This window comes from Variovorax sp. UC122_21 (assembly GCF_044056785.1).
In the GTDB taxonomy this organism is placed as follows: domain Bacteria; phylum Pseudomonadota; class Gammaproteobacteria; order Burkholderiales; family Burkholderiaceae_C; genus Variovorax.
Window position 1 is genome coordinate 1,567,406 of sequence record NZ_CP172003.1, and the last position, 23,697, is coordinate 1,591,102.

Annotated in this window: 27 protein-coding genes and 1 pseudogene; 14 read left to right on the forward strand and 14 right to left on the reverse strand. The window is 69.0% G+C overall.

Features of this window, described 5'->3' with window-relative positions:
- Window positions 1-6: 6 nt before the first annotated feature.
- The 6 genes from ACHMXE_RS08075 to ACHMXE_RS08100 all read right to left on the reverse strand — a co-directional run bounded on the left by ACHMXE_RS08075 (window position 7) and on the right by ACHMXE_RS08100 (window position 5,587).
- Window positions 7-999, reverse strand: coding sequence for a Bug family tripartite tricarboxylate transporter substrate binding protein (locus ACHMXE_RS08075; RefSeq protein ID WP_395345438.1), 993 nt, complete (start codon window positions 997-999; stop codon window positions 7-9).
- Window positions 1,000-1,010: 11 nt separating this feature from the next.
- Entirely contained in the window at window positions 1,011-1,937 is a 927-nt protein-coding gene (locus ACHMXE_RS08080) for an NAD(P)-dependent oxidoreductase (protein ID WP_395345441.1), read from the reverse strand.
- Window positions 1,934-2,623, reverse strand: a complete 690-nt coding sequence (locus ACHMXE_RS08085) for an RraA family protein (protein WP_395345444.1) — start codon at window positions 2,621-2,623, stop codon at window positions 1,934-1,936. The genes ACHMXE_RS08080 and ACHMXE_RS08085 overlap by 4 nt, the downstream gene beginning before the upstream one ends.
- 65 nt (window positions 2,624-2,688) lie before the next feature.
- Window positions 2,689-3,675, reverse strand: coding sequence for a Bug family tripartite tricarboxylate transporter substrate binding protein (locus ACHMXE_RS08090; RefSeq protein WP_395345446.1), 987 nt, complete (start codon window positions 3,673-3,675; stop codon window positions 2,689-2,691).
- A gap of 9 nt (window positions 3,676-3,684) precedes the next feature.
- Window positions 3,685-4,593, reverse strand: a complete 909-nt coding sequence (locus ACHMXE_RS08095; protein ID WP_395345449.1) for an amidohydrolase family protein — start codon at window positions 4,591-4,593, stop codon at window positions 3,685-3,687.
- 7 nt (window positions 4,594-4,600) lie between these two features.
- Window positions 4,601-5,587, reverse strand: coding sequence for a Bug family tripartite tricarboxylate transporter substrate binding protein (locus tag ACHMXE_RS08100; protein WP_395345452.1), 987 nt, complete (start codon window positions 5,585-5,587; stop codon window positions 4,601-4,603).
- A gap of 129 nt (window positions 5,588-5,716) precedes the next feature.
- Here ACHMXE_RS08100 and ACHMXE_RS08105 point away from each other — a divergent pair, with 129 nt between their 5' ends.
- The 3 genes from ACHMXE_RS08105 (at window position 5,717) to ACHMXE_RS08115 (ending at window position 7,577) form a co-directional block, all read left to right on the forward strand.
- The gene (locus ACHMXE_RS08105) at window positions 5,717-6,523 is read left to right on the forward strand and encodes an IclR family transcriptional regulator (RefSeq protein ID WP_203207936.1); all 807 of its coding nucleotides are present in this window, start codon (window positions 5,717-5,719) and stop codon (window positions 6,521-6,523) included.
- Window positions 6,524-6,558: 35 nt separating this feature from the next.
- Entirely contained in the window at window positions 6,559-7,197 is a 639-nt protein-coding gene (locus tag ACHMXE_RS08110) for an ATP-binding cassette domain-containing protein (protein ID WP_203207935.1), read from the forward strand.
- Window positions 7,198-7,310: 113 nt separating this feature from the next.
- Complete coding sequence (locus ACHMXE_RS08115) at window positions 7,311-7,577, forward strand: hypothetical protein (RefSeq protein ID WP_203207934.1); 267 nt, start codon at window positions 7,311-7,313, stop codon at window positions 7,575-7,577.
- A 34-nt stretch (window positions 7,578-7,611) separates the two neighbouring features.
- Here ACHMXE_RS08115 and ACHMXE_RS08120 read toward each other — a convergent pair whose 3' ends face one another.
- Window positions 7,612-8,301, reverse strand: a complete 690-nt coding sequence (locus ACHMXE_RS08120; RefSeq protein WP_203207933.1) for a glycosyltransferase family 2 protein — start codon at window positions 8,299-8,301, stop codon at window positions 7,612-7,614.
- A gap of 70 nt (window positions 8,302-8,371) precedes the next feature.
- Window positions 8,372-10,794, reverse strand: a pseudogene (locus ACHMXE_RS08125) (catalase).
- A 187-nt stretch (window positions 10,795-10,981) separates the two neighbouring features.
- Between ACHMXE_RS08125 and ACHMXE_RS08130 the strand changes: the two are divergent.
- Genes ACHMXE_RS08130 through ACHMXE_RS08145 form a run of 4 tightly spaced genes read left to right on the forward strand, consistent with a single transcriptional unit; the run spans window position 10,982 to window position 12,607 of the window.
- Entirely contained in the window at window positions 10,982-11,731 is a 750-nt protein-coding gene (locus ACHMXE_RS08130) for a Crp/Fnr family transcriptional regulator (protein WP_203207931.1), read from the forward strand.
- A complete protein-coding gene (locus ACHMXE_RS08135; RefSeq protein WP_203207930.1) occupies window positions 11,728-11,946 on the forward strand; it encodes a hypothetical protein in 219 nt (72 codons plus the stop codon). The genes ACHMXE_RS08130 and ACHMXE_RS08135 overlap by 4 nt, the downstream gene beginning before the upstream one ends.
- The gene (locus ACHMXE_RS08140) at window positions 11,939-12,355 is read left to right on the forward strand and encodes a hypothetical protein (protein ID WP_395345458.1); all 417 of its coding nucleotides are present in this window, start codon (window positions 11,939-11,941) and stop codon (window positions 12,353-12,355) included. The genes ACHMXE_RS08135 and ACHMXE_RS08140 overlap by 8 nt, the downstream gene beginning before the upstream one ends.
- 33 nt (window positions 12,356-12,388) lie before the next feature.
- Complete coding sequence (locus tag ACHMXE_RS08145; protein ID WP_395345461.1) at window positions 12,389-12,607, forward strand: hypothetical protein; 219 nt, start codon at window positions 12,389-12,391, stop codon at window positions 12,605-12,607.
- A gap of 25 nt (window positions 12,608-12,632) precedes the next feature.
- On the opposite strand, the gene ACHMXE_RS08150 is transcribed toward ACHMXE_RS08145, so the two are convergent.
- Window positions 12,633-12,962: a hypothetical protein gene (locus tag ACHMXE_RS08150; protein ID WP_395345464.1), complete on the reverse strand. Its 330-nt coding sequence runs from the start codon at window positions 12,960-12,962 to the stop codon at window positions 12,633-12,635.
- Between the two features lie 182 nt (window positions 12,963-13,144).
- Here ACHMXE_RS08150 and ACHMXE_RS08155 point away from each other — a divergent pair, with 182 nt between their 5' ends.
- The 7 genes from ACHMXE_RS08155 to ACHMXE_RS08185 all read left to right on the forward strand — a co-directional run bounded on the left by ACHMXE_RS08155 (window position 13,145) and on the right by ACHMXE_RS08185 (window position 19,113).
- Window positions 13,145-13,948, forward strand: a complete 804-nt coding sequence (locus tag ACHMXE_RS08155) for an alpha/beta fold hydrolase (protein ID WP_395345467.1) — start codon at window positions 13,145-13,147, stop codon at window positions 13,946-13,948.
- A complete protein-coding gene (locus ACHMXE_RS08160; RefSeq protein ID WP_395345470.1) occupies window positions 13,945-15,081 on the forward strand; it encodes an ATP-binding protein in 1,137 nt (378 codons plus the stop codon). Before ACHMXE_RS08155 ends, ACHMXE_RS08160 begins: the two co-directional genes overlap by 4 nt.
- Window positions 15,082-15,262: 181 nt before the next feature.
- The gene (locus ACHMXE_RS08165; RefSeq protein WP_203207924.1) at window positions 15,263-16,522 is read left to right on the forward strand and encodes a sorbosone dehydrogenase family protein; all 1,260 of its coding nucleotides are present in this window, start codon (window positions 15,263-15,265) and stop codon (window positions 16,520-16,522) included.
- A 109-nt stretch (window positions 16,523-16,631) separates the two neighbouring features.
- Complete coding sequence (locus ACHMXE_RS08170) at window positions 16,632-18,062, forward strand: superoxide dismutase family protein (protein WP_395345473.1); 1,431 nt, start codon at window positions 16,632-16,634, stop codon at window positions 18,060-18,062.
- 34 nt (window positions 18,063-18,096) lie between these two features.
- A complete protein-coding gene (locus ACHMXE_RS08175; protein ID WP_203208544.1) occupies window positions 18,097-18,333 on the forward strand; it encodes a hypothetical protein in 237 nt (78 codons plus the stop codon).
- Between the two features lie 49 nt (window positions 18,334-18,382).
- On the forward strand, window positions 18,383-18,592 hold the full coding sequence (locus tag ACHMXE_RS08180) for a DUF3606 domain-containing protein (protein ID WP_203207922.1): 210 nt from the start codon (window positions 18,383-18,385) through the stop codon (window positions 18,590-18,592).
- Between the two features lie 143 nt (window positions 18,593-18,735).
- A complete protein-coding gene (locus ACHMXE_RS08185; protein WP_395345477.1) occupies window positions 18,736-19,113 on the forward strand; it encodes a hypothetical protein in 378 nt (125 codons plus the stop codon).
- A 75-nt stretch (window positions 19,114-19,188) separates the two neighbouring features.
- On the opposite strand, the gene ACHMXE_RS08190 is transcribed toward ACHMXE_RS08185, so the two are convergent.
- From ACHMXE_RS08190 to ACHMXE_RS08210, 5 genes are read right to left on the reverse strand one after another with little or no spacing between them, the layout of a single operon-like run.
- A complete protein-coding gene (locus ACHMXE_RS08190) occupies window positions 19,189-20,022 on the reverse strand; it encodes an inositol monophosphatase (RefSeq protein WP_203207920.1) in 834 nt (277 codons plus the stop codon).
- A 46-nt stretch (window positions 20,023-20,068) separates the two neighbouring features.
- Window positions 20,069-21,097 carry an LLM class flavin-dependent oxidoreductase gene (locus ACHMXE_RS08195; RefSeq protein ID WP_395345480.1) on the reverse strand — a complete coding sequence of 343 codons (1,029 nt, stop codon included), beginning with the start codon at window positions 21,095-21,097 and terminating at the stop codon, window positions 20,069-20,071.
- Window positions 21,094-21,834 (reverse strand): ABC transporter ATP-binding protein, encoded by a 741-nt coding sequence (locus ACHMXE_RS08200; RefSeq protein ID WP_203207919.1) that lies wholly within the window; start codon window positions 21,832-21,834, stop codon window positions 21,094-21,096. Before ACHMXE_RS08200 ends, ACHMXE_RS08195 begins: the two co-directional genes overlap by 4 nt.
- Window positions 21,831-22,832 carry a FecCD family ABC transporter permease gene (locus ACHMXE_RS08205; protein WP_395347461.1) on the reverse strand — a complete coding sequence of 334 codons (1,002 nt, stop codon included), beginning with the start codon at window positions 22,830-22,832 and terminating at the stop codon, window positions 21,831-21,833. The genes ACHMXE_RS08200 and ACHMXE_RS08205 overlap by 4 nt, the downstream gene beginning before the upstream one ends.
- Entirely contained in the window at window positions 22,829-23,638 is an 810-nt protein-coding gene (locus ACHMXE_RS08210) for an ABC transporter substrate-binding protein (protein WP_395347462.1), read from the reverse strand. The genes ACHMXE_RS08205 and ACHMXE_RS08210 overlap by 4 nt, the downstream gene beginning before the upstream one ends.
- Window positions 23,639-23,697 lie beyond the last annotated feature (59 nt).

Here is a 23,697-nt window from a genome sequence, read left to right on the forward strand (position 1 = left end):
TCGGCCTCATTCGGCTTTGAGGTCCAGGGATCGAGCCAGATCGCCATACAGCCTGACCTCGCTCGTCAATTGCGCGCCGAAAGCCTCGCCGCAGGTGTTTCGCGCCTCCATGCCGAGCGAGCGAAGCTTCTCCTGCGTGGCAGGCGTACCCACGAACTCGGTGGCGATCCGGCGCAAGGTGGCCAGCACTTCCGGCGGTGTCCTCGCGGGTGCCAGCAGGCCGTACCAGGCGTCGGCCGTGTAGCCCTTCACGCCCTCCTCCTCGAAGGTGGGCACCTCGGGCAGCAGTGCCGAGCGCTTCGGCGAGGCGACGGCCAGCGCCCGGAGCTTTCCGGATTGCACCTGGCCGAGCACGGAGCCCAGCGTCGCGAAGGAACTGTCGACCTGGCCGCCCAACAGATCGGCCGTTGCCTGTGCCGCGCCCTTGTAGGGGATATGGTTCATCGAGGTCCCCGTCAGCCGGGTGAATTGCGCGCTCGCGAAGTGTCCGGAGCTGCCCGCGCCCGGCGTCGCATAGGTGCGCTTTCCGGGCTCGGACTTGACCGTGCGCAGGAACTCGCCCAGGGACTTGACGGGCATCGAGGGTCCGACCACCAGCACCGTCGGACTCACGGCGAGCGAGCAGACCGGGGCGAACGAGCGCACGGCATCGAACTTCACCCGCTGGCTGTACAACGCGGGAATCATCGTGTGATTGGTCGCGCCGAGCAGCAGGGTGTAGCCGTCCGCGGAGGCCGCGGCCACCGCTTCGGCGGCCAGGATCGTGTTCGCGCCGGGCTTGTTGTCCACGATGAAAGGCTGCCCCAAGGCGCGCGCCGCGTGATCGGCGAAGGCGCGGGCCACCACGTCGGTGGGGCCGCCCGCCGAGAAGCCCACCAGCAGGCGCACGGGCTTGGCCGGCCATGCCTGCGGCTGCGCCTGCGTCTGGAGCGGCACCGCCAGGCAAGCGGCCATCCCGAGCGTCGCCGCCGCGCAGCGAAGGGTTTCACGTCTCGTCATTTCAGGTCCCCTCAGAGGGTTGCCGGCTGGCGCGCGATCACCGCCAGCAGATTCCGGGCCGCACCGACGCCCATGTTCACGTAGGCATCGCCGGTCACGCCGCCGATATGCGGGCTGAGCACGATGTTCTTCTCGCCCTGGAATGGATGCCCCGCGGTCATCGGCTCCACCGCGAAGCTGTCCAGCCCGGCCATGGCGACGTGGCCCGAGCGTACGGCCTCCAGCAACGCGTCCTCGTCGATCAAGCCACCGCGCGCGGTGTTGATGACGATCACGCCGCGTTTGCATTGCGCCAGCGTGCCGGCATCGAGAAGGCCGCGGTTGTCCTCGGTCAGGGGGCAGTGCAGGGAGACCACGTCCGACTCGGCCCAGAGGACCGGCAGTTCAACGGCCTGCACACAGGCCGGGAGGTTCCTGGCGTAGGGGTCGTAGCCGAGCACACGCATTCCGAGCGCGTCGGCCATGCGCGCGAACCGCAGGCCGATGGCACCCAGCCCCACCAGACCGATGGTGCGCCCGCCGAGTTCGACGCTCTTGTGCGTCGCCTTGTCCCAGTGGCCGGCATGCATGCGTGCATCGAGGCTCACCACCGACTTGGCGCAGGCGAGCAGCAGGGCGAGTGCCTGCTCGGCCACGGCGGCGGCATTGGCGCCGACGGCCGCCACGACCTCGATGCCGCGTGCCTGCGCGGCCGTCTTGTCGATCGTGTCGGTTCCGCTGCCGTGCTTCGAAATCACCCGCAGCGAGGGGGCCGCGTCCATCACGGCCACTCCCACCTTGCCGTAGCGCACGATGATCGCCACGGGATCGTGCGTGCGGCACAGCGCGACCAGATCGGCTTCGGTCGGTGCCTTGCCCGCATAGACGATGTCATGGCCTTCGAGCAAGGCGAGCGCCTGCGGCGCCAGGTCGGCACCCGTCACGAGGATGGCGGTCACAGCGTTTCGCCCTCTTTCAGCACCCCCGCGGTGCGCAGCGCGGTGTTCAGCCATTTGGCCGCGGTGTCGCCCTCCTTGATGGCGGCGATGCGCGCCGCTTCGTCGCTCACTTTCCTGGCCGCCAGCGGCAGCAGGGATTCGATCTTCTCGCGCTCCACGACGACCACGCCATCGCCGTCGGCGACGACGAAGTCGCCCGAGCGCACCGTCACGCCACCGATGGACACCGGATGTCCGATGCGGCCGGCGATGTTCTTGGTCGGTCCGTTCGGGTTGGTGCCCACGCTGAAGACCGGAAAGTCCATCTCGTCGATCTCCAGGCTGTCTCGGCAGGCCCCGTCCATCACCACGCCGGCGATGCCGAGCTTCTTGCAGGCCGTCATCATGATCGTGCCCATCAGGGCCGAGCTCTGGTCGCCCTTGCCGTCGATCACCAGCACGTCGCCAGGCTTCGCGATGGCCATGGCCGCGTGGATCATCAGGTTGTCGCCAGGACGCACTTCCACCGTGATCGCCGTGCCGGCCAGCCTCATGCGCGGGCGCAGCGCCTTGATGCGCCCGTCGAGCGCGCCGCGGCGCCCGGCCACGTCGGCGAGGATGGCGGGCTGGAACTCGGCGGCTCGCGCCACGATGCTTGCGGGCACGCGCTCGAAGTCGCGAATGATGTCGGGAAGGTTGGAAGACATGAAGGTGCTTTCGGGAAGGAGAGGAAGGAGAGGAAGGAGAGGAAGGAGAGGAGGGGGAGCGAGGTTCAGTCCGGCTTCACGCCGGCGTCCTTGATGACCTTGGCCCACTTGGCCAGGTCCGATTTCTGGGTGTCGGCCAGCTGTTCGGGCGTGCTTCCGACCAGGGTGACGCCGAGCTTGTCGGCCATCGCGACGAGCTCGGGGTCCTTCAGATGGCGCACCACCTCGTCATGCAGGCGCCGGACCACGGGCGCGGGCGTGCCGGCCGGCGCGTAGACGGCCTGCCATTGCTCCACGACGAAGTCCTTGAAGCCGGCCTGCCCCATGGTCGGCACATCGGGCAATGCCTTCAGGCGTGCGGCCGACGTCACGGCCAATGCCCTCAGGTGGCCGCTCTGGACATGAGGCAGCGCCGCGGCGACCGGGGCGAACATGAACGTCGCGTGGCCCGCCAGCACGTCCTGGATGGCCGGCGTGTCGCCCTTGTAGGGAACGTGCGTCATCCTCGCCCCCGTCTGCAGCCTCAGGAGCTCGCCTTGCATCTGCAGGACCGTGCCGTTGCCGCCGGATGCGAAAGACAATTCGTCGGGTCGTGCCTTCGCTTGCGCGATGAGGTCCGCGACGCTGCGGAATGGCTGGCTGGCGCCGACGATCAGCACGTGCGGAATGGTTCCGATGAGCGACACCGGCGCGAACGCCTTGACGGCGTCGTACTGCGTCCTGGGCAGCAGGTTCGGCACGATCGCCTGCGGGCCGATGGAGGTGCCCAGCAGGGTGTAGCCATCGGGTGCGGCGCGCGCCACGAAGGCCGAGCCGATGGTGCCCGTGGCGCCCGCCTTGTTGTCCACGATGACCGTGGCGCCCAGGGAAGTGCCCAGCCGCAGCGCGATGGCGCGGCCCAGGATGTCGGTCGTGCCACCGGGTGGATACGGCACGACCCAGGTGATGGGCTTGCCGGTGGGCCATTGGCCCTGCGCGAAGGCGGGAACCGAGGCGAGGCCGAGTGCGGCGAGGCCCAGGGCGCCGAAGCGGCGCCTGTGAATGCGAAGCATGGGAGAGTCCTAAGGAGTTGCGGGCGCGTCGAACCCGTAGAGTTCGCGCGGGTTGTCGACCAGTACGCGATGCAACAGCCGCGCGCTGCCGGTCCACTCGGCAAGCAAGGTCATCAGTCGTGCGTCGTCCGGCAAGGCCTGGTGGCCCGCGGTGGCTGACGCATGGGGCCAGTCGCTGCCCCAGAGCACGCGATCCGGCGCGGCATCCAGAAAGCTCCGGGCAAGCACGGCCATGTCCTCATACCCGGGCGCGCCCCGCTCGCTGACGATGTAGGCGCCGGACAGCTTGACCCAGGCGCGGCGGCGCTCGAGCATGCGAAGGATCAGCGCGTGCGACGGATGCCTGCCGGCCATGGAGGGCGACAGCCGGCCGAAGTGATCGAACACGATCGGCACGGGCAGGTCCTCGAGCACGTCGGCGAGATCGCTCCAGCCGTGTGCGGGGGCGAGCAGCTGCAGATGCCAGCCCAACGGCGCGATGCGGCGTGCCAGGGGCGCGATCTGCGACGCCGAGTTCACGACCCCCAGCGAGAGGTTCAGGCGGATGCCACGCACGCCGCGGTTATGCAGGTCTTCCAGTTCGCTGTCGCTGGTGCGCTCGTCGATCACGGCCACGCCGCGTGCCTTCGCGCCGAAGGCTGCGAGTGCGTCGCGCAGGGATACGTTGTCGCTTCCGTAGGTCGAGGGCGTCACGAACACGACGCGCCGCGTTCCCGTGCGTTGCTGAAGTCGACGGTAGTCCTCCGCGCTGGCTTCCGGCGGCCTCAGCCTGGCGCCCTCGACCACCGGATAGCGCGCGCCGTACAGATGCACATGGCAATCGCAGGCGTCGGGCGGAACATCGATGGCGGGGCGGCCCCGCCCCGCCGAGAACGGCGCGACAGGCGCATCTGCATCCGAAGCGAAGAGTTCGGCCATGCCGAAATCAATCCATCTTGACGCCGGACGACTTCACGATGCCGCCCCAACGGACGCCGTCGGTGCGGATCAGCGATGCGAACTTCTCGGGCGGGCCGGACACCACGTCCGCGCCCTGGGCGGCGAGCTTCTTCTGCACATCGGCGGTGGCGAGAGCCTTGTTGAACGCCGCGTTGAGCCTGGTGATGGCCTCCTTCGGCATCGCGGCGGGACCCGCAACCCCGAACCACGTCACGGCTTCGAAATCCTTGTAGCCGGACTCGGCCATGGTGGGCACATCGGGCAGGTCGCGGTTGCGCTGCAGCGAGGTCACCGCGAGCGCGCGCAGTTGGCCGGACCTGATCTGGGCGATCAGTGTCGGCATCGAGGAGATGTACATCTGGATCTGGCCGCCCACCAGGTCGGTCAGGCCCTGCGAAGCGCCCTTGTAGGGAACGTGCGTGAACTGCACGCCCGCGGCCTTCTGGAACTGCTCGGTGGCGAGATGGGCCACGGTGCCGTTGCCCGAACTTGCGTAGTTCAGCGCGGTCGGCTTCGCCTTGGCGGCGGACACCACGTCGGCGAGCTTCTTGTAGGGCGACGCGGCGGACACCACGAGAACCAGGGGCGCCGAGGCGACGAGCCCGACCGCGGCCAGGTCCTTGACCGGGTCGTAGGGCAGCTTGGCATAGAGCGACGGATTGATCGCGAGGTTGCTGGTCTGGCCGAGCACCAGCGTGTAGCCGTCCGGGCTGGCCTTCGCGGCCGCATCGACGCCGATGTTTCCGCCCGAACCGGGCTTGTTGTCGATGACGATGGTCCACCCCTCGGAGACGGCCACCTTGTTCGCCACCTCGCGGGCGATGATGTCGGTGCCGCCACCGGGCGGGAACGGCACGACGAGCCGGATGGGACGCGTGGGATAGGCCTGCGCCACCGCCGAAACGGCGGTGAATGCGAGGGCGAGGCCGAGTGCGGCCCGACGGGAAATGGAGCTGTTGCTCGAGGTGCGCATGGGTGTCTCCTGATCGTTCGATGCGTGCCTGACAGCGGTGCTCCAGGCCATGCGGCGACTTTAGATTTGCGTTCCATTCCATACAATGGTGGTCCACCAGGCGCAACATGGACCACGGAGTGAAACAACATGACGACCGCGAAGACCACCCGGCCAGCGAAGTCCAGGCGCACGGCTGAAGTCGTCGAAGCGCCGCGCGAAGCCGACCTCGAGGCCGCTGGTGGCGTGACGGCGGTGACCCGCGCCCTGCAGCTGCTCGACACCTTCGGGATGCACGACGAGCGGCTCACGCTGGCCGAGCTGACCCGGCGCAGCGGCATGCACAAGACCACCGCGCTGCGGTTGCTTCGGACACTGGCGCTCGCGGGCTACGTGGTGCAGCGAGACGACGGCGAGTGGCGACTCGGCCCCGCGGCCGGCTGGCTCGGTGCGCGCTACCAGTCGAGCTTCGATGCCAACAACGTGGTGGAGCCGATGCTGCTCGCGCTGTCGCAAGCCACGGGCGAGAGCGCCGCCTTCTATGTGCGCGAAGGCAATTCGCGAACCTGCCTCGCACGGGTGGAGGGGCCGCAACCCATTCGCCACCATGCGCGCATGGGCGCGATGCTTCCGCTGGACCTGGGTTCCCCGGGGCGGGTGATCCTGGCGTTCTCGGGGGAGCCCGGCAAGCAGTACGAGGACATCCGCAAGAAGGGCTATCACTTCTCCATCGGCGAACGCGAGAAGAACGTGGCGACCGTCTCCGCGCCGGTGTTCGGCCTGCGTTGGGCCCTGCTCGGCTCCGTCTGCATTTCAGGTCCCGCAGATCGCTTGCCCAAAGCCAAGTTGATCGGTCACGCGAAGACGATCATGAAAGCCGCGAACGAACTCTCCTATGCACTGGCCGGACGTCCCACCGCACAGACGCCCGCGGTCGTCTCGACGTGGCATCCATAGCGCGGCACGCGCCGGTTTTACGGTAGGGTCGAGGCATGAACCCAGCGTCCATCGAGCCCCTCCTCGTCGTCGAAGACTTGAGCTTCGCCTATCCACGCCGGCCCGCCCTCCTGACCGCCTGGAGCGCTCGCATCGGCGCCGGTCTGACCCAGCTTTACGGCGGCGACGGCAGCGGAAAGTCGACGGTCCTGCGGCTGCTTGCAGGCAGCCTTCGTGGCGAAGGCCGACTGGAGCTAGTCGGCGTGCGTCTGGACGAGGACCGCGACGCCTATGCCCGGAACGTTTTCTTCGTCGACCCGGAGACCGACGCGTTCAACAACATCTCGGCGACGCAGTGCACCGCGTCGTTGAGTGCGGGCGATCCAGGCTTCGATGCGCAGAGGTGGCAAGCCCTCGTGGAGGGCTTCTCCCTGACGCCGCATCTCGAGAAGCCGATGTACATGCTCTCGACCGGGTCGAAGCGGAAGGTCTGGCTGGCGGCGGCACTCGCGTCGGGACGCGCACTCACCTTGCTCGACGAACCCACCGCGGCGCTCGATGCCAACTCGATCCGCTTCCTGTGGCGCACTCTTGCCGACAGCGCAGGCCGGCACGACCGCGCGATCGTGATCGCAAGCGCCGAGCGGATCGAGGCGGTGCCGCTCGCGGGACTGATCGAACTGCCCTCATCCTGAGGCCAGCTTTCGGTAGCCGGCGCGGCCCGAACACCGGCAACGCGGTTGACAACCCCACGTTTGGGGGATGCGACGAGAAACATGCGCCCCCGGGCTTTTGCGAAAATCCGCGCATGCTTCTTCCTCCTCCGAGCGGTACGGACCGCGTGCAGGGCCTCGCGGCGCGGCTTGGCTGCACAGTGGCCGAACACTGCGAACCCTATGGAAAATTCAAACCGGCCGTGCTGGGCAGCCTCTCGGGGCTCGCGCTGACGCTCAAGGAATTCGGCGGGCGCTGGGACAGGGTGGAGCGTGTCTACGTGTTCGCCAGCTGGCCGATGCTCGAGGCGGCGCTCGAGTACTGCGTGAGGCACAAGGTCGAGGCACGCACGCCCGCCTGAACGGCACGCTTGCGTGCCGCCGCGGCGGTGGCCTTCAGGCGACCGCCGGCTTGCCCAGGAACTGCGAGGCCACCGCGTTCAGCAGCGCGTCCGCGAAACCTCCCGGCGCACGCGCCACCTTCCTCGCGCTCGTGCGAACGCGCGGCCGCGCGCTCCAGCAGATCCTCGCGCCGGTGCGCTCCAGTTCGGTGACCAGGGCCACGTCCTCGCTGCAGGCAAGGTCCTGGAAGCCGCCGGCACGCAAATAGGCATGCGCGGCCACGCCGAGGTTCGCGCCATGCACATGACGGTGCCCGTCGGCATCGCGATAACTCGTGGCGAAGTGCCGCGACAGAAAGAGGGCGTTCTCGCCATGGGGCGTCCAGTCGGTGACCTCGACCGTGCCGCACACCGCCTCGGCGTCGAGCGCGAGCTGCTGCGACAGCCAGTCCTCGGCGACCAGGGTGTCGGCATCGGTGAAGGCGAGCCAGCGGGCGCCGAGCGCGAGCAGCGCGCTGGCGCCCGCGGCCCGCGCCAGCCCCACATTGCGCGCGTCGACCTCCAGCACGCGCGCGCCCGATCGCGCGGCGATCGAAGCCGTCGCATCGCTGCAGCGGTCCGCCACCACGAGGATCTCCACGTGTTCGCCCCCGAGCGCGGCGTCGCGGGCGCAGGCCCGTGCATGCGCGAGGCAAGGCCCGATCACCATCTCTTCGTTGTGCGCTGGAATGACGATTCCGATCATGGTCCTGCTTCAAAAGGCCTCGGTGAGGCGACAAGGAACCGGCGCGCCATCGCGGCGCGACGAGCGCGCATCAGTTCTTCGGCGGATCGTTCTCCCGCTCGAAATGACGCACCGGCATGGCGGCGATGAAGGCCGCGATCGCCGCATCCGCATCGGCGGCGTCCGCGAGGACCAGTCCGGCGTCCGCAGAGCCGTCGGGCAGCGCCAGCGGGATCTGTGCCTCGGCCAGCAGGGCTTCCGAAGCGCCGAAGGCCAGGATCGCCTTGCAGTGCCAGTACTGGGCGCGCAGGAATTCGAGCGTGTGGGCGTCGGCGTCCAGGGCTTCCACGGCCGCGGCCCCGTCGGGCAGGACGAGCGCATCGAACAGGAAGCCTGGCGAGTTCTCCATCGTGGCGTCTGCTTCGAAGCTCTCGCCCGCGGCACCGCTGTAGGTTCCGAGCCGTGCCGCGACGAGGCGCGGCACGGCACCGGCCTCGACCAGCGCGCTGATCAGCTTGCCCAGCGACGCTCCTTCCACGCCGTGCGCGATCAGGATCGCGACCTTGCGCGTGCGGATGCCGCCATCGCCGGGCCGGGCCAGCAGGGACAGCGGCGGCGAGACCTCGACCTCGGGCTGGGCCGGGTTCTCGAGTGCCTTGGGCAGGGGCGCGGGCAGTGCCATGCCCAGGTCCTGCGCGAGCCGCGCCGCCAGTTCGGGCGATGCATTCGCGAGGCTCGCGACCACGCGCTCGCGGATCGCGGGCACCGTCACCTTCGACAGCTCGAAACGGAAGGCGTTGCCGATGTGGGCCTTCTCGACCTCCGACTGGCTCTCGAAGAAGAGCCTGGCCTGGGTGTAGTGGTCGGCGAACTTCTCTGGCTTGATGCGCACCTTGTCCGCGCTCTCCTTCGCATCGAGGCGCTTGGCGACGCTGGTGAAGCCCTGCGCGGCGCCAGCCTGGAACGGGCAACCGCCCGCGAGCGAGTTGGGCTCGTAGGAGACACGGCCGCGGTGGATGGCCTGGCGGTGCATGCCGTCGCGCTGGTTGTTGTGGACCTGAGCGATCGGTGCGTTGATCGGCAGCTCATGGAAGTTCGGCCCGCCCAGGCGGCTGATCTGCGTGTCCACGTAGGAGTGGATCCGGCCCGCGAGCAGCGGGTCGTTGGTGAAATCCAGGCCGGGCACGATGTGCGCGGTGCAGAAGGCCACCTGCTCGGTCTCGGCGAAGAAGTTGTCGGGGTTGCGATTGAGCACCATGCGCCCGACGATCTGCACCGGCACCAGCTCCTCGGGAATCAGCTTGGTCGCGTCGAGGATGTCGAAGCTGAACTGCTCGGCCTGTTCCTCGGTGAAGATCTGCAGGCCCAGTTCCCACTCGGGATATTCGCCGGCCTCGATCGCCTCCCACAGGTCGCGGCGATGGAAGTCCGGGTCGGCGCCCGAGATCTTCACCGCCTCCTCCCACACCATCGAGTGGGTGCCGAGCTTGGGCTGCCAGTGGAACTTGACGAGGAAGGACTCGCCCGCGTCGTTGACGAGGCGGAAGGTGTGGACCCCGAAGCCCTGCATCATGCGGTAGCTGCGCGGGATCGCGCGGTCCGACATCTGCCACATCAGCATGTGCGTCGACTCGGGCATCAGCGAAACGAAGTCCCAGAAGGTGTCGTGCGCGCTCGCGGCCTGCGGCATCTGGTGGTGGGGCTCGGGCTTCACGGCATGGACGAGGTCGGGGAACTGATCGCGTCCTGGATGAAGAAGACCGGCATGTTGTTGCCGACCAGGTCCCAGTTGCCTTCGTCGGTGTAGAACTTGACGGCGAAGCCGCGCACGTCGCGCGCCGTGTCCTTGGAGCCGCGTTCGCCCGCCACGGTCGAGAAGCGCACGAACACCGGCGTGATCTTTCCCGCTTCCTTGAAAGGCGCGGCCCGGGTGTACTTCGTCAGCGGCTCGTAGGCTTCGAAGAAGCCGTGCGCGCCCGAGCCACGCGCATGCACGATGCGCTCGGGGATGCGCTCGTGGTCGAAGTGCGTGAGCTTCTCGCGCAGGATGAAGTCCTCGAGCAGCGCTGGCCCGCGCGCGCCTGCCTTCAGGGAGTTCTGGTTGTCGGCGATCGGCACGCCCTGGTTGGTGGTGAGCGTCCGGCCCGAAGCGTCGACCCGCACGCGGTCCAGCGAATCGATGGTCGCGTTCACGCCCTCGAGCGCCGCACCGCCGGTCTTGGCCGAGGCATTGGTCTCCGAGAGCGTGCTGCCGGTGGGCAGGCGCGATGGCGGCGTGGCGGTCGCACCCACGGGCGCAGACTGGGCATTCGCCAGGCCATGCTCGAGTGGCTTGTTCGGATTGGCGGGCATGGCGGCGGCGAGCGCCTGCGCGTCGATCATCTTCTGGGCGGGAAGGTCGTCCTTCCCCGCGGCCGTGGGAGCGGGCGCGGCGGGACCGCTGTCCGTGTTGCGTGCCGCCGCGCGTGCTGCGTCGAGGTTGGCTATGGAAGGGGTGGCTTTTTTCTTGGACATGGTGTGGGGCTTCGCGTGGAGTGGGTCGTGGGAGGAGCGCGACTTTGAGGACCGGCGACGATGGCCTGCGTAGGACAAGGACGTCTTTGGCCCGTCGTTGCCGCGCGATGGGCTCACGGGCTCAAACTTGATGCAGGTTAATGCGCCATCGCGCGAGGCAGTGCAACATCCGATGTGAGGACCCTCCATGCTGACCGAGAACGTATTCCGCAACCGTGCTGCAGAAATCTCCAACGCCGAGCGCAGTCTCCTGGAAGGCGCCATCTCCCATGTGCAGACCTACCCGGCCGGCAGCCTGGTCGTGCGCCAGGGCGTGCCGGTCGACATCAGCACGCTGCTGGTGAAGGGACTCATGACACGCCACGTCGATGCGCCCGATGGCCGGCGTCACCCGGTGGCGCTGCATGTGCCGGGCGACTTCGTCGACCTGCATGCCTACGCCTTGAAGAAACTCGACCACGATGTCGCCGCGTTGACCGACATCACCGTCGCGGTCTTTCGCCACGCCTCGCTCGAAGCGATCCAGACATCGGAGCCGGGCCTCGCGCGGCGTCTGTGGTTTCTCACGCTGTTGGACGCGGCGATGCACCGACAGTGGATCTACAGACTGGCAAGCCTCAACGCTTTGCAGCGCGTGTCGCACTTCCTCTGCGAGACCCATGCCCGGCTGCTGGCGATCGGCGCGTCCGAGGGCAACGCCTTCCCGCTGCCCATGACGCAAGCCGATATCGGCGAGGTCTGCAGCCTCACGAATGTCCACGTGAACCGCGTGTTGCGCGAGCTGCGCGAATCCGGCCTGTGCAATGTTCGCGGCGCGAACGTGCAGATCCTGGACCTGAAGGGCCTGGTCGAAAGAGCGCGGTTCGACCCTCACTATCTGTACCTCAACCCCCAGACCGCGGCGCACGCGGTCGGCCACACCGGGAATCCCCCATGAGCGATCGCCGCACCATTCCCGGACCGCGCGAAGACGCCGGCCATGCCACCGCCGAGGATGGCGTGGTGATCCTCGATGGCCCCGATGGGGTCGCCGTGACGATGACGGCGGATGCCGCCGCCTTGACGGCGGAGCGTCTGCACGCGGCCGCGCTGCAGGCGCGCGAGCAGATGGCCGCCGCGGGTCCTCGAACCGAAGGTCGGCCGGGTGCGTAGAAAGACACTGAGCGAGCGCGAACTGCGCGTGCTGGCCAGCATGAAGCTGCTTTCATATTTCGGGCAGCAGCAACTGCCCGCCGAATGCACGTCGAGGGACGACATCGAGCGGCTGCTCGGCCTGAACGCCGCCAACCTCGTCAAGGCGAGCTTCGATGCCCCGCTGCGGGAACGCTCGGGCGATGTCTATATTCCGCGCGCGGTCGTGCTGGAAGTGACGGCGGAAGGGCATTCGGCATTGGCGCGCGCCCGGCGGCAGCAGCCCGAGCATTTCGACGACATGCCGGCACGGCGACCGCGTTCGAGGCGCGTTTCCAAGGTAGCGGATGGGGCAGCCGAGGAGGGCAGCCGAGTGGTTCAGGAACCCTGCGCGATCGCGGTACTTCCCCGGGAAGTGTCCGATTCCTGATTTATCCTCCGCAATCGCCGGAGGACCAGCAACATGCCGATGGACTTTCTTCGCCGTATCAAGGATTCCCAGTTCCCACTCGCGCTGCACGACGAGGCCGACATCCGCAATGCGATCGTCCTCGAGGCCGCGGGCCTGATCGAGGCGCAGCTTCCTCCGCCCGACATGCCGCTGACGCAGGGCGCCTCGGTCATCTTCCGCATCACGCCCGAAGGCCGGGCGGCCATTTCCAGGGCCGAGCGATCACAGTGAGGAAAGAGTTCGACGCGGCGCTGAGCTACCAGTTGCGCAAGGAGGCTTCCGGCTCGTTCGCGGACCAGTGCCTGGCCGTGCCGATTTCTCGCGGCCCTTCGCGCACATCGCTCGCCAGTTCCATCAGCGCTGCCATGCCGTCGGTCAAGGCATGGTTCCAATGCCTGCAAGGCCGCTGGCTCGTGAGCAGTTCGCCCCAGGTCGTCGGGTCGACACCCTGCTCCAGGAGCACCCAGTGGTAGCGGCCAGGGCCGGGCTCGATCACGTGGACGGAAATGCGCCGCAGCTGGCTCGCGGGTGCGTCGTCGGATGTCGGTGGGTTGTCGTGTTCTGTGCCGTGGGCAGCATCGGCCATGCGTGTCTCTCGTGTCGTTGGGATGAATGGATGGAGCCTGGACACTCGGACGTCGCGGGGCTTCGTCGCGTAGGCGCTCCGCGCTTCGCGCGGCAGGGCGTGGCGTACAGGGTGTGCAATGCGCGCCCGGCCCTGTGCAAGAATCATCGAGCGTTGCGTCGCGGCGCATCAATGAAGCGTCCATGAGCGTGCGAGAGCGCAACAACGTGCGCGTCGGTGGAGCCGGCGTCGACACGATCATCTTTGCCCACGGCTTCGGCTGTGATCTGAACATGTGGCGATTGCTCGAGCCGATCTATGCCACCCGGTACAGGACGGTCATGTTCGACCATGTGGGCGCCGGGGAGTCGGATCTGAGGGCCTACGAGGTGGAGAAGTACTCGACGCTCGAAGGCTATGCGCAAGACGTGGTCGAGATTGCCCGCGAGTTCGGTCAAGGTCGATCGATCTTCGTGGGCCACTCGGTCAGCGCGATGATCGGCATGCTTGCCGACCTGGCATCGCCAGGTCTGTTCGCCGGCCATGCAATGATCGGGCCGTCCCCGTGCTATGTGAACGACGGCGACTACGTGGGTGGGTTCTCGCGCGAGGATGTCGACTCGCTGCTGCGAACCCTCGAGGGCAACTACCTCGGGTGGTCGAGCAACATGGCGCCCGTCATCATGGGCGCCCCCGGACAGCCCGAGCTCGGGGCAGAGTTGTCCAACAGCTTCTGTCGCACCGACCCGGACATCGCGGCGCGCTTCGCTCGTGCGACCTTTCTGTCCGACCATCGCGCCGAGCTTTCGCGGCTCACGACCCCCACGCTCATCCTCCAGTGCGACGACGACATCATCGCGCCGGTCGCCGTGGGTGAGTACATGGCGCGCACCCTGCCTGACGCCGAGATGGTGGTCATCGACAACGTCGGCCACTGTCCGCACCTGAGCGCCCCCGGTGCGAGCGCCGAAGCGATCGACGCCTTTCTGGAGAGACGAGGTCTTTGACTTCCCGGGGCGACGAGCTTCCCCGCGAGGAACCGGCGTCGCCCGACGACGCCGCCTGCGGGCTGCTCGCTACCGATGCGAAGGGGCTGATCCTCGCGGCCAACAGGACGTTCTGCGATTGGGTCGGCGTGGACAAGAGCGATCTGGTGCGCCGCAGGCGGATACAGGACCTGCTCACCATGGGCGGGCGCATCTTCCACCAGACGCACTGGCTGCCCTTGCTGCAGATGCAGGGCTCCGTGTCCGAGGTCAAGCTCGAAGTCAGGCATCGCGCCGGCACCGTGCTTCCCATGATCTTCAACGCCGTGCGCCGCGAGCGCGGCGGCGCCGTCGTGCACGATCTGGCGCTGTTCATCGCCCGCGACCGAGACGTGTACGAACGCGAGCTGGTGGCTTCGCGCGAAGAACTCAGGATCCTGGTGCACGAGGCCACGCGGATGCAGGAGGAAGCCAAGGACCGGGCGCTGTTCGCCGAGCAGATGGTGGGTATCGTGAGCCACGATCTGCGCAATCCGCTGTCGGCGATCCATCTGGGGCTCATCGCCCTGTCGCGCAGTGAACTCACCTCGAACCAGATTCGGGTGCTTGGCCGCGTCTCGCGTTCGACCGAGCGCGCGCATCGGCTCATCGCCGATCTCCTGGACTTCACCGCCGCACGCATCGGTCGCGGCCTGTCGGTGTCGTTCAAGTCCATCGATCTCCATGGCGTCGTGGCGGAGGCCCTGGAGGAACTCGCCAGCGCCTATCCGGACCGTCGGATCACGCACGTCCAGGAAGGGGAGGGCGGTTGCCATGCCGATCCGGACCGGCTTTCGCAACTGCTGGGAAACCTGGTGTCGAACGCGATCGCCTACGGCGACCCCGGCCGCGACATCGTCGTGACATCGCGCAGGGAAGACGACGGTCGCGCGGCCGTCGAGGTCCACAACTTCGGATCTCCGATCCCGGCCGATTCGCTGCCGCTGCTCTTTCAGCCCATGGTCCGTGGCAACCCGGGCGGCGCGGCGCGCAGTGTCGGCCTGGGGCTGTACATCGTCAGCAAGATCGCGGAGGCGCATGGCGGCGAAGTCAGCGCCACGTCGAGCGCCGCGGAGGGGACGAAGTTCACCGTGCGGCTGCCGTCACGGCAATGACGATGCGCGCCCTCACCGGGTGACGCTCGAACCCGCTGCCTGATCGAACGAAAGTTCTGCGGGCGCGCCCCATGCGCCCGTTCTCTGGCTGAACGTCCTACGCCCGCTCGGGTGAAGCTCGTGCGCTTCGGACCCCGCTCGCCTCCTAGCTTGCCGAGGCGATCATTTTCGGGGACCACTCATGCATGCAGCTTCATTCTTCCGCACGGTGCTCGCACTGGGCACGCTTCAAGTCGCGGGTGCGTGGGCACAGCTGCCGCCGGGCGACGGTCCGAACACCGTGTCCACCGTGATGCTCGAACCCTCACCGGTGAAGTTCGACGAGTCGCTGCTCTCGCAGCTGAAGCTGCCTCCTGGCTTCAAGATCGACGTGTACGCCAAGGACATGCAGCATGTGCGCTGGCTGCAGGTGGCGCCCAACGGCGACGTCTATGCGAGCCGCCCCAGGCAGGCCGATGTGCTGCTGCTGCGCGACACCGATCGCGACGGAAGGATCGACGCGCAGCAGATCGTGGCGCAGAACATCAAGAACGTGCATGGGCTGCTGCTCAAGGACGGCAAGCTGTTCATGGCCAGCGACAAGAAGGTGCTGGTCGCCGATGTGCAGCCTGACGGCTCGCTGACCCTGCCGCGGGTTCTCCTCGACGACCTGCCCGACGGATCACAGCATCCCTACCGCACCCTGGCATCCGGTCCCGACGGCTTCCTGTACGTGACCGTGGGCTCGCAGTGCAACAACTGCGTGGAGACCAATCCCGAGGCCGCGACGGTCCTGCGCATGCGACCCGACGGTAGCGCGCGCAGCGTGTACGCGCGCGGGCTTCGCAACACGCTGGGCTTTGCCTTCAGTCCGGTCGATGGCACGCTCTACGGCTTCGACCACGGCTCGGACGACCGTGGCGACGACGTGCCGCCCGAGGAACTCAACGCGATCCGGCCGAACCGGCACTACGGGTGGCCCTTCTGCTGGGGTGACAGGCAGGTCGACATGAAGCAGCAGAACGATCCCGAAGGTTCCACCCGCGCCGACTTCTGCCCGACCACCGAGGCGCCGGCGCTGATGACCACGGCGCACTCCGCGCCCATCGGGCTGGTCTTCTATGGCGGCAGCCAGTTTCCCGCCGAGTATCGGAACAGTGCCTTCGTGGCGATGCGAGGCTCGTGGAACCGTGGGCAGCCCAGCGGCTACAAGGTGGTGCGGGTGCGCTTCGACGCGGCGGGCAAGCCGCAATCGATCGAGGACTTCGTCACGGGCTGGCTGCTGCCGGCACCGCCGGCCCACCTCGTGCAACCCGGCGCGGGCCCCGCGGCCGAGCAGTCGAAGGCGGGTCGACCGGCCCAGTTCGGCAGGCTCGCGGGCCTCGCCGTGGCCGCCGACGGCTCCCTGCTGATCGCCGAGGACCAGAACGGCGTGATCTATCGCGTGAGCTATGCCCGCTGAGGAACCGACCATGAACACCCGACGCATCCTCTGCCCGATCGCCCTGTGCGCTGCTGCCCTGCTGGGCGCGTGCGGCAGTCCCCCGAGTGCGCCACACGCCCATGCCGCGATGCCCGGCGCCGGCGCAGCGGGCCCGACGCAGGCAAGCGCCGGCGCATCCGCGCAGCCGGACGCCGCGCCGGTGGCGTCGGCGCGTCTTCTCACACCGTCCGGCAAACAGGCTGGCATCGTGCGCTTCGCGCCGGCCGGTGGCGGCACCGCGGTGGTCCTCAGCGCGGACGTCGAAGGACTCGCGCCGGGCGTGCACGGCTTCCATGTGCACGCGCATGGCGAATGCGCACCCGGGCCCGACGCAGCGACCGGCCGGGTCGTCGACTTCGGCGCCGCCGGCGGCCACTTCGATCCCGGCAACTCGCGCAACCATGGGCGACCGGGCGACGACAAGGCCCATGCGCATGCCGGCGAGCTGCCGGCCCTGCAGGCGGACGCTGGCGGTCGCGCGGTGCTGCGCTACCTCAACACGAATCTCTCGCTGGATCGCGCGCCCACGTCGGTGATCGGCCGCAGTGTCGTCGTCCATGCGGATCCCGACGACTACAGCAGCGACCCCGCGGGCAACTCCGGTGCGCGGGTCCTGTGCGGCGTGATCGAGGCCACCGCGCCCAGCGTCGTTCGCGCGCGTGCCACCCTCGAAGGCGCGCAGGTGTTCCCGGAAGGCATCGCGATCGATCCGCGCACGGGTGACGCCTTCGTCGGATCGAGCACCAATGGCGACCTGTTTCGCATCAGGCAGGGCGGCACGAAGGCCGAGCTGGTGCAGGCCGGCGGCGCGGTGGGACGGCAAGGCGCGTTCGGAATGAAGTTCGATGGCAGCGGACGCCTGTGGATCGCGGGCGGACCCGGCGGCACGCTGGCCGCGGTCGACGTGACCGACGGGAGCACGCTGGCCGTGGCCAAGGCACCGCAGGACATGCCGAGCTTCCTCAACGACCTCGTCATCGCACGCGATGGCTCGGCCTACATCACCGACTCGTTCCGCCCGGTGATCTACCGGGTGCGCACCGGCGCCGGTGCGCGCGCGACGCTGGAGCCGTGGCTCGATCTGTCGTCGACGCCACTGCGCTACCTGCCGAACAAGATCAACCTCAACGGCATCGTCGCGTCGCCCGATGGTCGCTACCTGCTGTCGATCCAGCTCGCGACCGGCCAGCTCTGGCGCATCGATACCCGCTCGCGCGCGGTCTCGCAGCTGCGCGTGGACGGCGGCGAACTCACGGACGGCGATGGGCTCGTGCTCGCCGGTGGCAACGATCTCTACGTGGTCCGCAATGCGCACCATGAGCTCGTGCGCGTGGAACTTGCGCCCGACTGGAGTGCGGGTCGCGTCACGCAACGCATCACCGACACGCGCCTGCGCTATCCGACCACGGCGGCCGTGGTCCCGTCCGGCCTGATGGTGGTCAACGGGCAGCTCGATCGCCAGAAAAGCCCGCCGGCCGTGCTTCCCTTCGACGTGGTGACCGTCGCGATGCCGCGGTAGCACGGCTGCAAGTCCCGACTTCCTGGAGATCCGAATGACCAACGAACATGCTTTTGTCTACAGCGGCCACGCGTTCCGGCTGGTGCTCGAGCCGGACCCGCGCGGGCAATACCAGGTCGCGGTGGACTGGATGGCGCAGCCCGACCAGGCAACGCGGCTGCCCCAGGACGCCGATCCCTACGCGACCCCCGAAGAAGCGCTACGACACGGCCAGCAACAAGCCATGCGGTGGGTTCATGACCGCACGGGTGACGGGCAGGGGCAAGCCTAGGAATCTGCCCGGCAGAACTTTTCGTCCATCTTTTTTTTCAGGAGACACCATGACATCCACCAATCCGCCAACCCAGACCATCGATTCGAAGAGCGCTTCGGACATCGCGGAACTGGCCCGCAAGCTCGACGCCACGCACGAGCAGGTCGAGGAAGCCATCCGCGCCGTCGGCTCGAACGCCTCGGACATCGAACTCCATCTCAAGGGATCGCGCAGCACCACCAATGCCGAGCGGACGGACGAGGCCGGCAAGCGCTGAGCTTGGGGACCTGCCCGTTCGGGACTGAACGGCTTGCCCCGCGTGCAGCCCCTTCGGCTTTCTTATTCGCGAGCAGGAACGCGCTTGTCCTACGTGCGTGCCGTCGCAGGCTCCAAGAATCGATCTCTTTCTGGAGGCTTGGCATGCTCATTCGAAAACCGCTTGCTCTTCTTTCGATCTCGCTGGCTCTTGCAACACCCCTCGCGATCGCGCAGCAATCGTCCACCGGAAATCCGAAGGGATCGGTCGCTCCGGCTGCGGGAGGTTCCACGCCCAAGGCTCAGGGCGCCACGGGTCCACGCGTCGACACGGGACGCGGCACCGAGCCATTGAGCAGCGAGCACGGTCCCGTCGAGGCGCGCACCGGCCAGAACCGTCCACCCGGCGGCGGTCCGAACGGCGGGCTGACGCGCACCAATCCTCAGGACACCGCGCCTTCGGACAATGGGCGCAGCGCCCAGGGATCGTCGGCGCGGCCGGTTCCGTCCTCGGAATCGAAGGAACGCGAGCGAAATCGGTGAAGGGGCCGGCGGGCCACGCAGGAAGGTCACGACCGCCGGCAGCCTCCCGAGCCTTGCCGAGGCGTACCTTGCGAATCAGCCGAGCAAGGCCGCACGCACCGCGTCGAAGCGGGCGCGATCGACAGCGCAGATCAGTCCACCGGTCCGATGGGCGGCCCGGTAGGCCGAGCCGTCGTGATGCGCCGCGTAGCCGCCTGCTTCGCGATGCAGCAGCCAGCCCGCGGCATGGTCCCAGGGCATGAGCTTGTTGTAGAACAGGGCGTCGATGTCGCCCGCGGCCGCGAGCCGGTACTCGTGCGCGGCGCAGCGGAACCAGTTGGTCATGCCCAGGCGCGACAGCCGCGCGTTGACTTCGCTGCGAAGCGGCTCGGGCAGGAAGTTCGTGCCGACGATGGCTTCCATCTGCTCGACGGGCACGGCCGGCGCGACTTGCAGTCGCCGATTCGCGCCCGAGGCGGATTCGATCCACGCGCCTTCACCGCGGATCGCGAAGGCCGTGTCGGCGCGCACGGGGTCGTGGATCGCCGCGGCGACCACTTCGCCGCGCACCGTCACGGAGGCCATCGTGCCGAACAGGGGCAGGCCGCTCGCGAAATTCTTGGTGCCGTCGAGCGGGTCGACGATGAACGCGAGGACTGCGTCATCGATGGCTTCGAGCAATCCCGGATCGCGCGCGCAGGCCTCCTCGCCGATCAGCACGGCCTCGGGATGGCGCGCGCGCAAGGCCGTGAGCACCGCCGCCTCGCAGGCCTCGTCGGCATCGGTCACGATGTCGAAGGACGAGGTCTTGCGCCGGCGGTCGACGGCGTGGAGCGTGCGGAAGCGCGGCATGATTTCCTCGCGCGCGGCGTTGGCGAGAAGCGATCCGAGGAACGCGAGGTCGTCGGAGGTGAAAGGCGAAGCGGACATGCGAGGTACCGGAGGAGTGGGCTCGCGGGAGGATAAGGCGCTTCCTTCAGCCCCGCTTGAGCGTCGGCAGCACCTCCTGCGCAAACAACCGCATCCCGCGCAAGGCCGCCGCGCGATCGAGCACGCCGTTGCCATTGAAGACGCAGCGCAGTTGCCGGATGCCCGTGCGCGCGGTGAGCGCCTGTATCTGTTCCAGGCACGAAGCCGGATCGCCGACGATCGCCTGCGTGCGCAGCACCTCGGCGGGATCGCGCATCGCCAAGGTGCCGGGGGCCTGCCCGCGCAGGATCGCGAAATGCTCGCGCCGGCGGTGGAGCAGGGGCAGCAGCTCGTCGAACTGCTGCCGTGCCTCGGCCAAGGTCGCACCGATGCAGACGTAGCGTGAGAGCGAGGAGCGCGCCAGCAATGAAGCATGTCGCGACGCCACCGCTTCACCGCCGAGCGAAGCGAAGGCCGCCTCCACATGCGCGAGCTGCGCCGGCTCCGGTGGCTCCAGGCTCAGCAGCAGCGGCAGGTCCTCCGTGACGGCGAAGCGCATCGTCTCTTCGGTCGAGCCCGCGATGTACAGCGGCGGCGCCGAGGTCGAGAGGTGGCGGATCTGCTGCGCATCGAAGCGCCAGGGGCCTTCGTTCGACGACACGCTTTCGCCGCGCAGGGCCGCGATCACCAGGCGGCAGCCCTGCGCGAAGCGCTCGCGCGTCTGCTGCGGATCGATCTCGAGCGCGCGCAGCGTGGATGCGTCGGTGCCACGCCCCAATCCCGCGTCGAAGCGGCCATCGCTCTGCAACCCCAGCTGCGCGATCTCCTCGGCCAGCAGCAGCGGATGGTGCAGCGGCACCACCAGCGCCGAGACGCCGATGCGCAGGCGTTCGGTGCGCGCGAGCAATGCGGCCGCCAGCAGCAGCGGCGAGGGGTAGGGGCCGCCCTCGGCCAGCAGGCGGAATTCATGGAACCACGCACCTTCGAAGCCCAGCCGTTCGGCCTCCTCGAAGAACGCGAAGAACTCGCGCGACGGTCCGAGCGTGGCCTCGCGCGACCAGCCGGCCAGGTCGATGCGCAATGCCGATGTCGTCATGGCGCGGGCGCGGCCGTGAAGAAGCGCAGGCCGCCGCTCGAGAAGGCGGCGATGCCCGGGCCATAGGCCTGCGCCAGGCGCTCGTCGCGCAGCACCTCGTCGGGCGATCCGGTCGCCACCAGCCGGCCCTGGCCGAGCAGCGCGAGCTGGTCGCACCAGGTGCTGGCCACATGCAGGTCATGCAGCACCACGAGCACGGCGCGCGTGCGTGCGCTGTCGCGCAGCAGGGCCATCAGGCGGTGGTGGTGCGGGATGTCGAGGTGGGCCGCGGGTTCGTCGGCCACCAGCAGACGCGGGTCGTGCGCGAGCGCGCGCGCCACGCCGACGCGGGCACGCTCGCCGCCCGACAGCGAGGCATGGCGCCGGTCGATCAGCGCGTCGAGCTCGAAGCGCGCGACCAGCGCGGGATCGGGCGCGCGGCCCGGGCGCTGCAGCTGCAGCATCTCGCGCACCGTCAGGTCCCAATGGCTCTCGCCGTGCTGCGCGACATAGCCGAGGTGGCGCGCGAGCTCGGCCGGTTTCCATTGGTCGAGCGCGCGCCCGAGCAGCGCGATGCGGCCCTCGCGCGGGCGCACCAGCCCGAGCGCGGCGCGCAGCAGCGTGGTCTTGCCCGAGCCGTTGGGGCCGACGATGCCGAACAGGCCGCGCTCGGGGATCGCAAGGTCGATGCCGTCGAGCAGGGTGCGACCCGAGGCCTGCACCCGCAGGCCGTCGAGGCGCAGGGCGTCGGCCGTCATCCGCGCCTCCACAGCAGCAGCGCGAGGAAGAAGGGGCCGCCGATCAGCGCCGTCAGCAGGCCCGCGGGGATCTCGCTCGGGGCCATGGCCGATCGCGCCAGTGCATCCACCAGCACCATGAGGCCGCCGCCCGCGATGGCGCATGGAACGGTGAGCCGCGCATGCAGCGGGCCGATCCACCAGCGCATCACGTGCGGCACGATCAGGCCCACGAAGCCGATCAGGCCGCCCCAGCTCACGGCCAGTGCGGTCGCGAGCGAGGCCACGAGCACGGCACGGGCCGAGAAGGAGGCGGCGCGCACGCCCATCGCATGGGCCGTGTCCTCGCCCAGGCCGAGCGCGTCGAGGCCGCGGCCCAGCGCGCGCACCAGCAGCACCAGCACCAGCAGCACGGGCGCGAGCACGGCGATCTCGCCGCTCGTGGGCGTCTGCACGCCACCGAGCTGCCACGAGATGATGGCGCGCAGGTTGGTCGACTCGTCGCCGAACACGATCACGATGAGGCTGCGCAGGGCGGCCAGGATCGCGGCCAGGCCGACGCCGGCGAGCAGCAGGCGGTTGCTCTGCCAGCCACCGCCGAGCCTGCCGGCCAGCAGCACCAGCCAGCTCGCGCCCCAGGCGCCCGCGAAGGCCAGCACCGGCAGGCTCAGCGCGGTGGGCACCAGCGCCGGCAGCAGCAGCGAGACCGCGGCGCCCACGGCTGCGCCGCTGGCGCTGCCGAGCAGGTAGGGTTCGGCCAGCGGATTGCGGAACACGCCCTGGAACACCAGGCCCGCCAGCGACAGGCAGGCGCCGACGAAGAAGGCCCCGGCCACGCGCGGCGCGCGCCACGCGCGCACCAGTTCGGCCTGCAGGGTGTCGCTGCCCCACCACTGGGTGGGCCAGACCGTGGCGGCACCCACGCTCAGCGCGAGCACCACGGCCGCGGCCAGCAGCAGGAGCAGCACGAGCCAGACCGTGGTCGCCGATGCGCGTCGGCCGTCGGTGGCGTGCCTCATGCAAAGCGCTCCGGATGCAGCGCGCGTGCGTACTGCTCGACCGCCTCGATCTGGCGCGGGCCGGGAATCAGCTTGTGGCCGCGCTCGAGCACGACCACGCGGTTCGTGCGCACGGCGCGCAGCGTGTGCCAGCCGGGGCGCTGGCCGATCAGCGCCGGATCGCGCGGCACCTGCTGCAGCGAGACGATCACGTCGGGGTCGCGCGCGAAGATCGCTTCGGCGCTGACCTGGGCCGCGCCCTGCAGGTCGGCGAACACGTTGCGTCCGCCGGCCCAGCCCAGCGCGTCGTTGCCATAGTGGCCCGTGCCCACGGTCTGGAAGGCGCCGCGCGCGGCGGCCGCCGTTTCGAAATAGACGCTGCGGCGCGGCGCGCCCTCGAGCCGGCGCTCGATCGCGGCCAGCCGCGCCTGCATGTCCTCGCGCACCCGGCGGGCCTGTTCGTCGGCACCCGTCGCGCGCCCGAGCAGGTCGATGTTGCGGAACACCGAGGGCAGGTCGGGATGCGTGAGCACCACGCACGGGAGCTTCGCGCGGTCGAAGGCATCGACCAGCGACAGCGCCGAATGGTGCGAGGGCGTGACCACGAGCAGGTCGGGCTGGAAGGCGGCCACCGCCTCGGCCGAGTAGCCGAGCGCGCCGCCGATGCTGGGCTTGCGCGCGCGCGCCCTCGGGCCAGCGCACGCGCCCGCCGATGGCCACCACGCGGTCGGCCAGGCCCAGCGCCCAGGCCAGCTCGACGTTGCTCGGGAACACCACCACGATGCGCTGCGGCGCGCGCGGCACGACGACGCGCCGGCCCAGCGCATCGACGAGCTCGCGCGGGAAGCCGCCCGGGGGCGCCTGCTCGGCGCCCGCGGGCAGAACG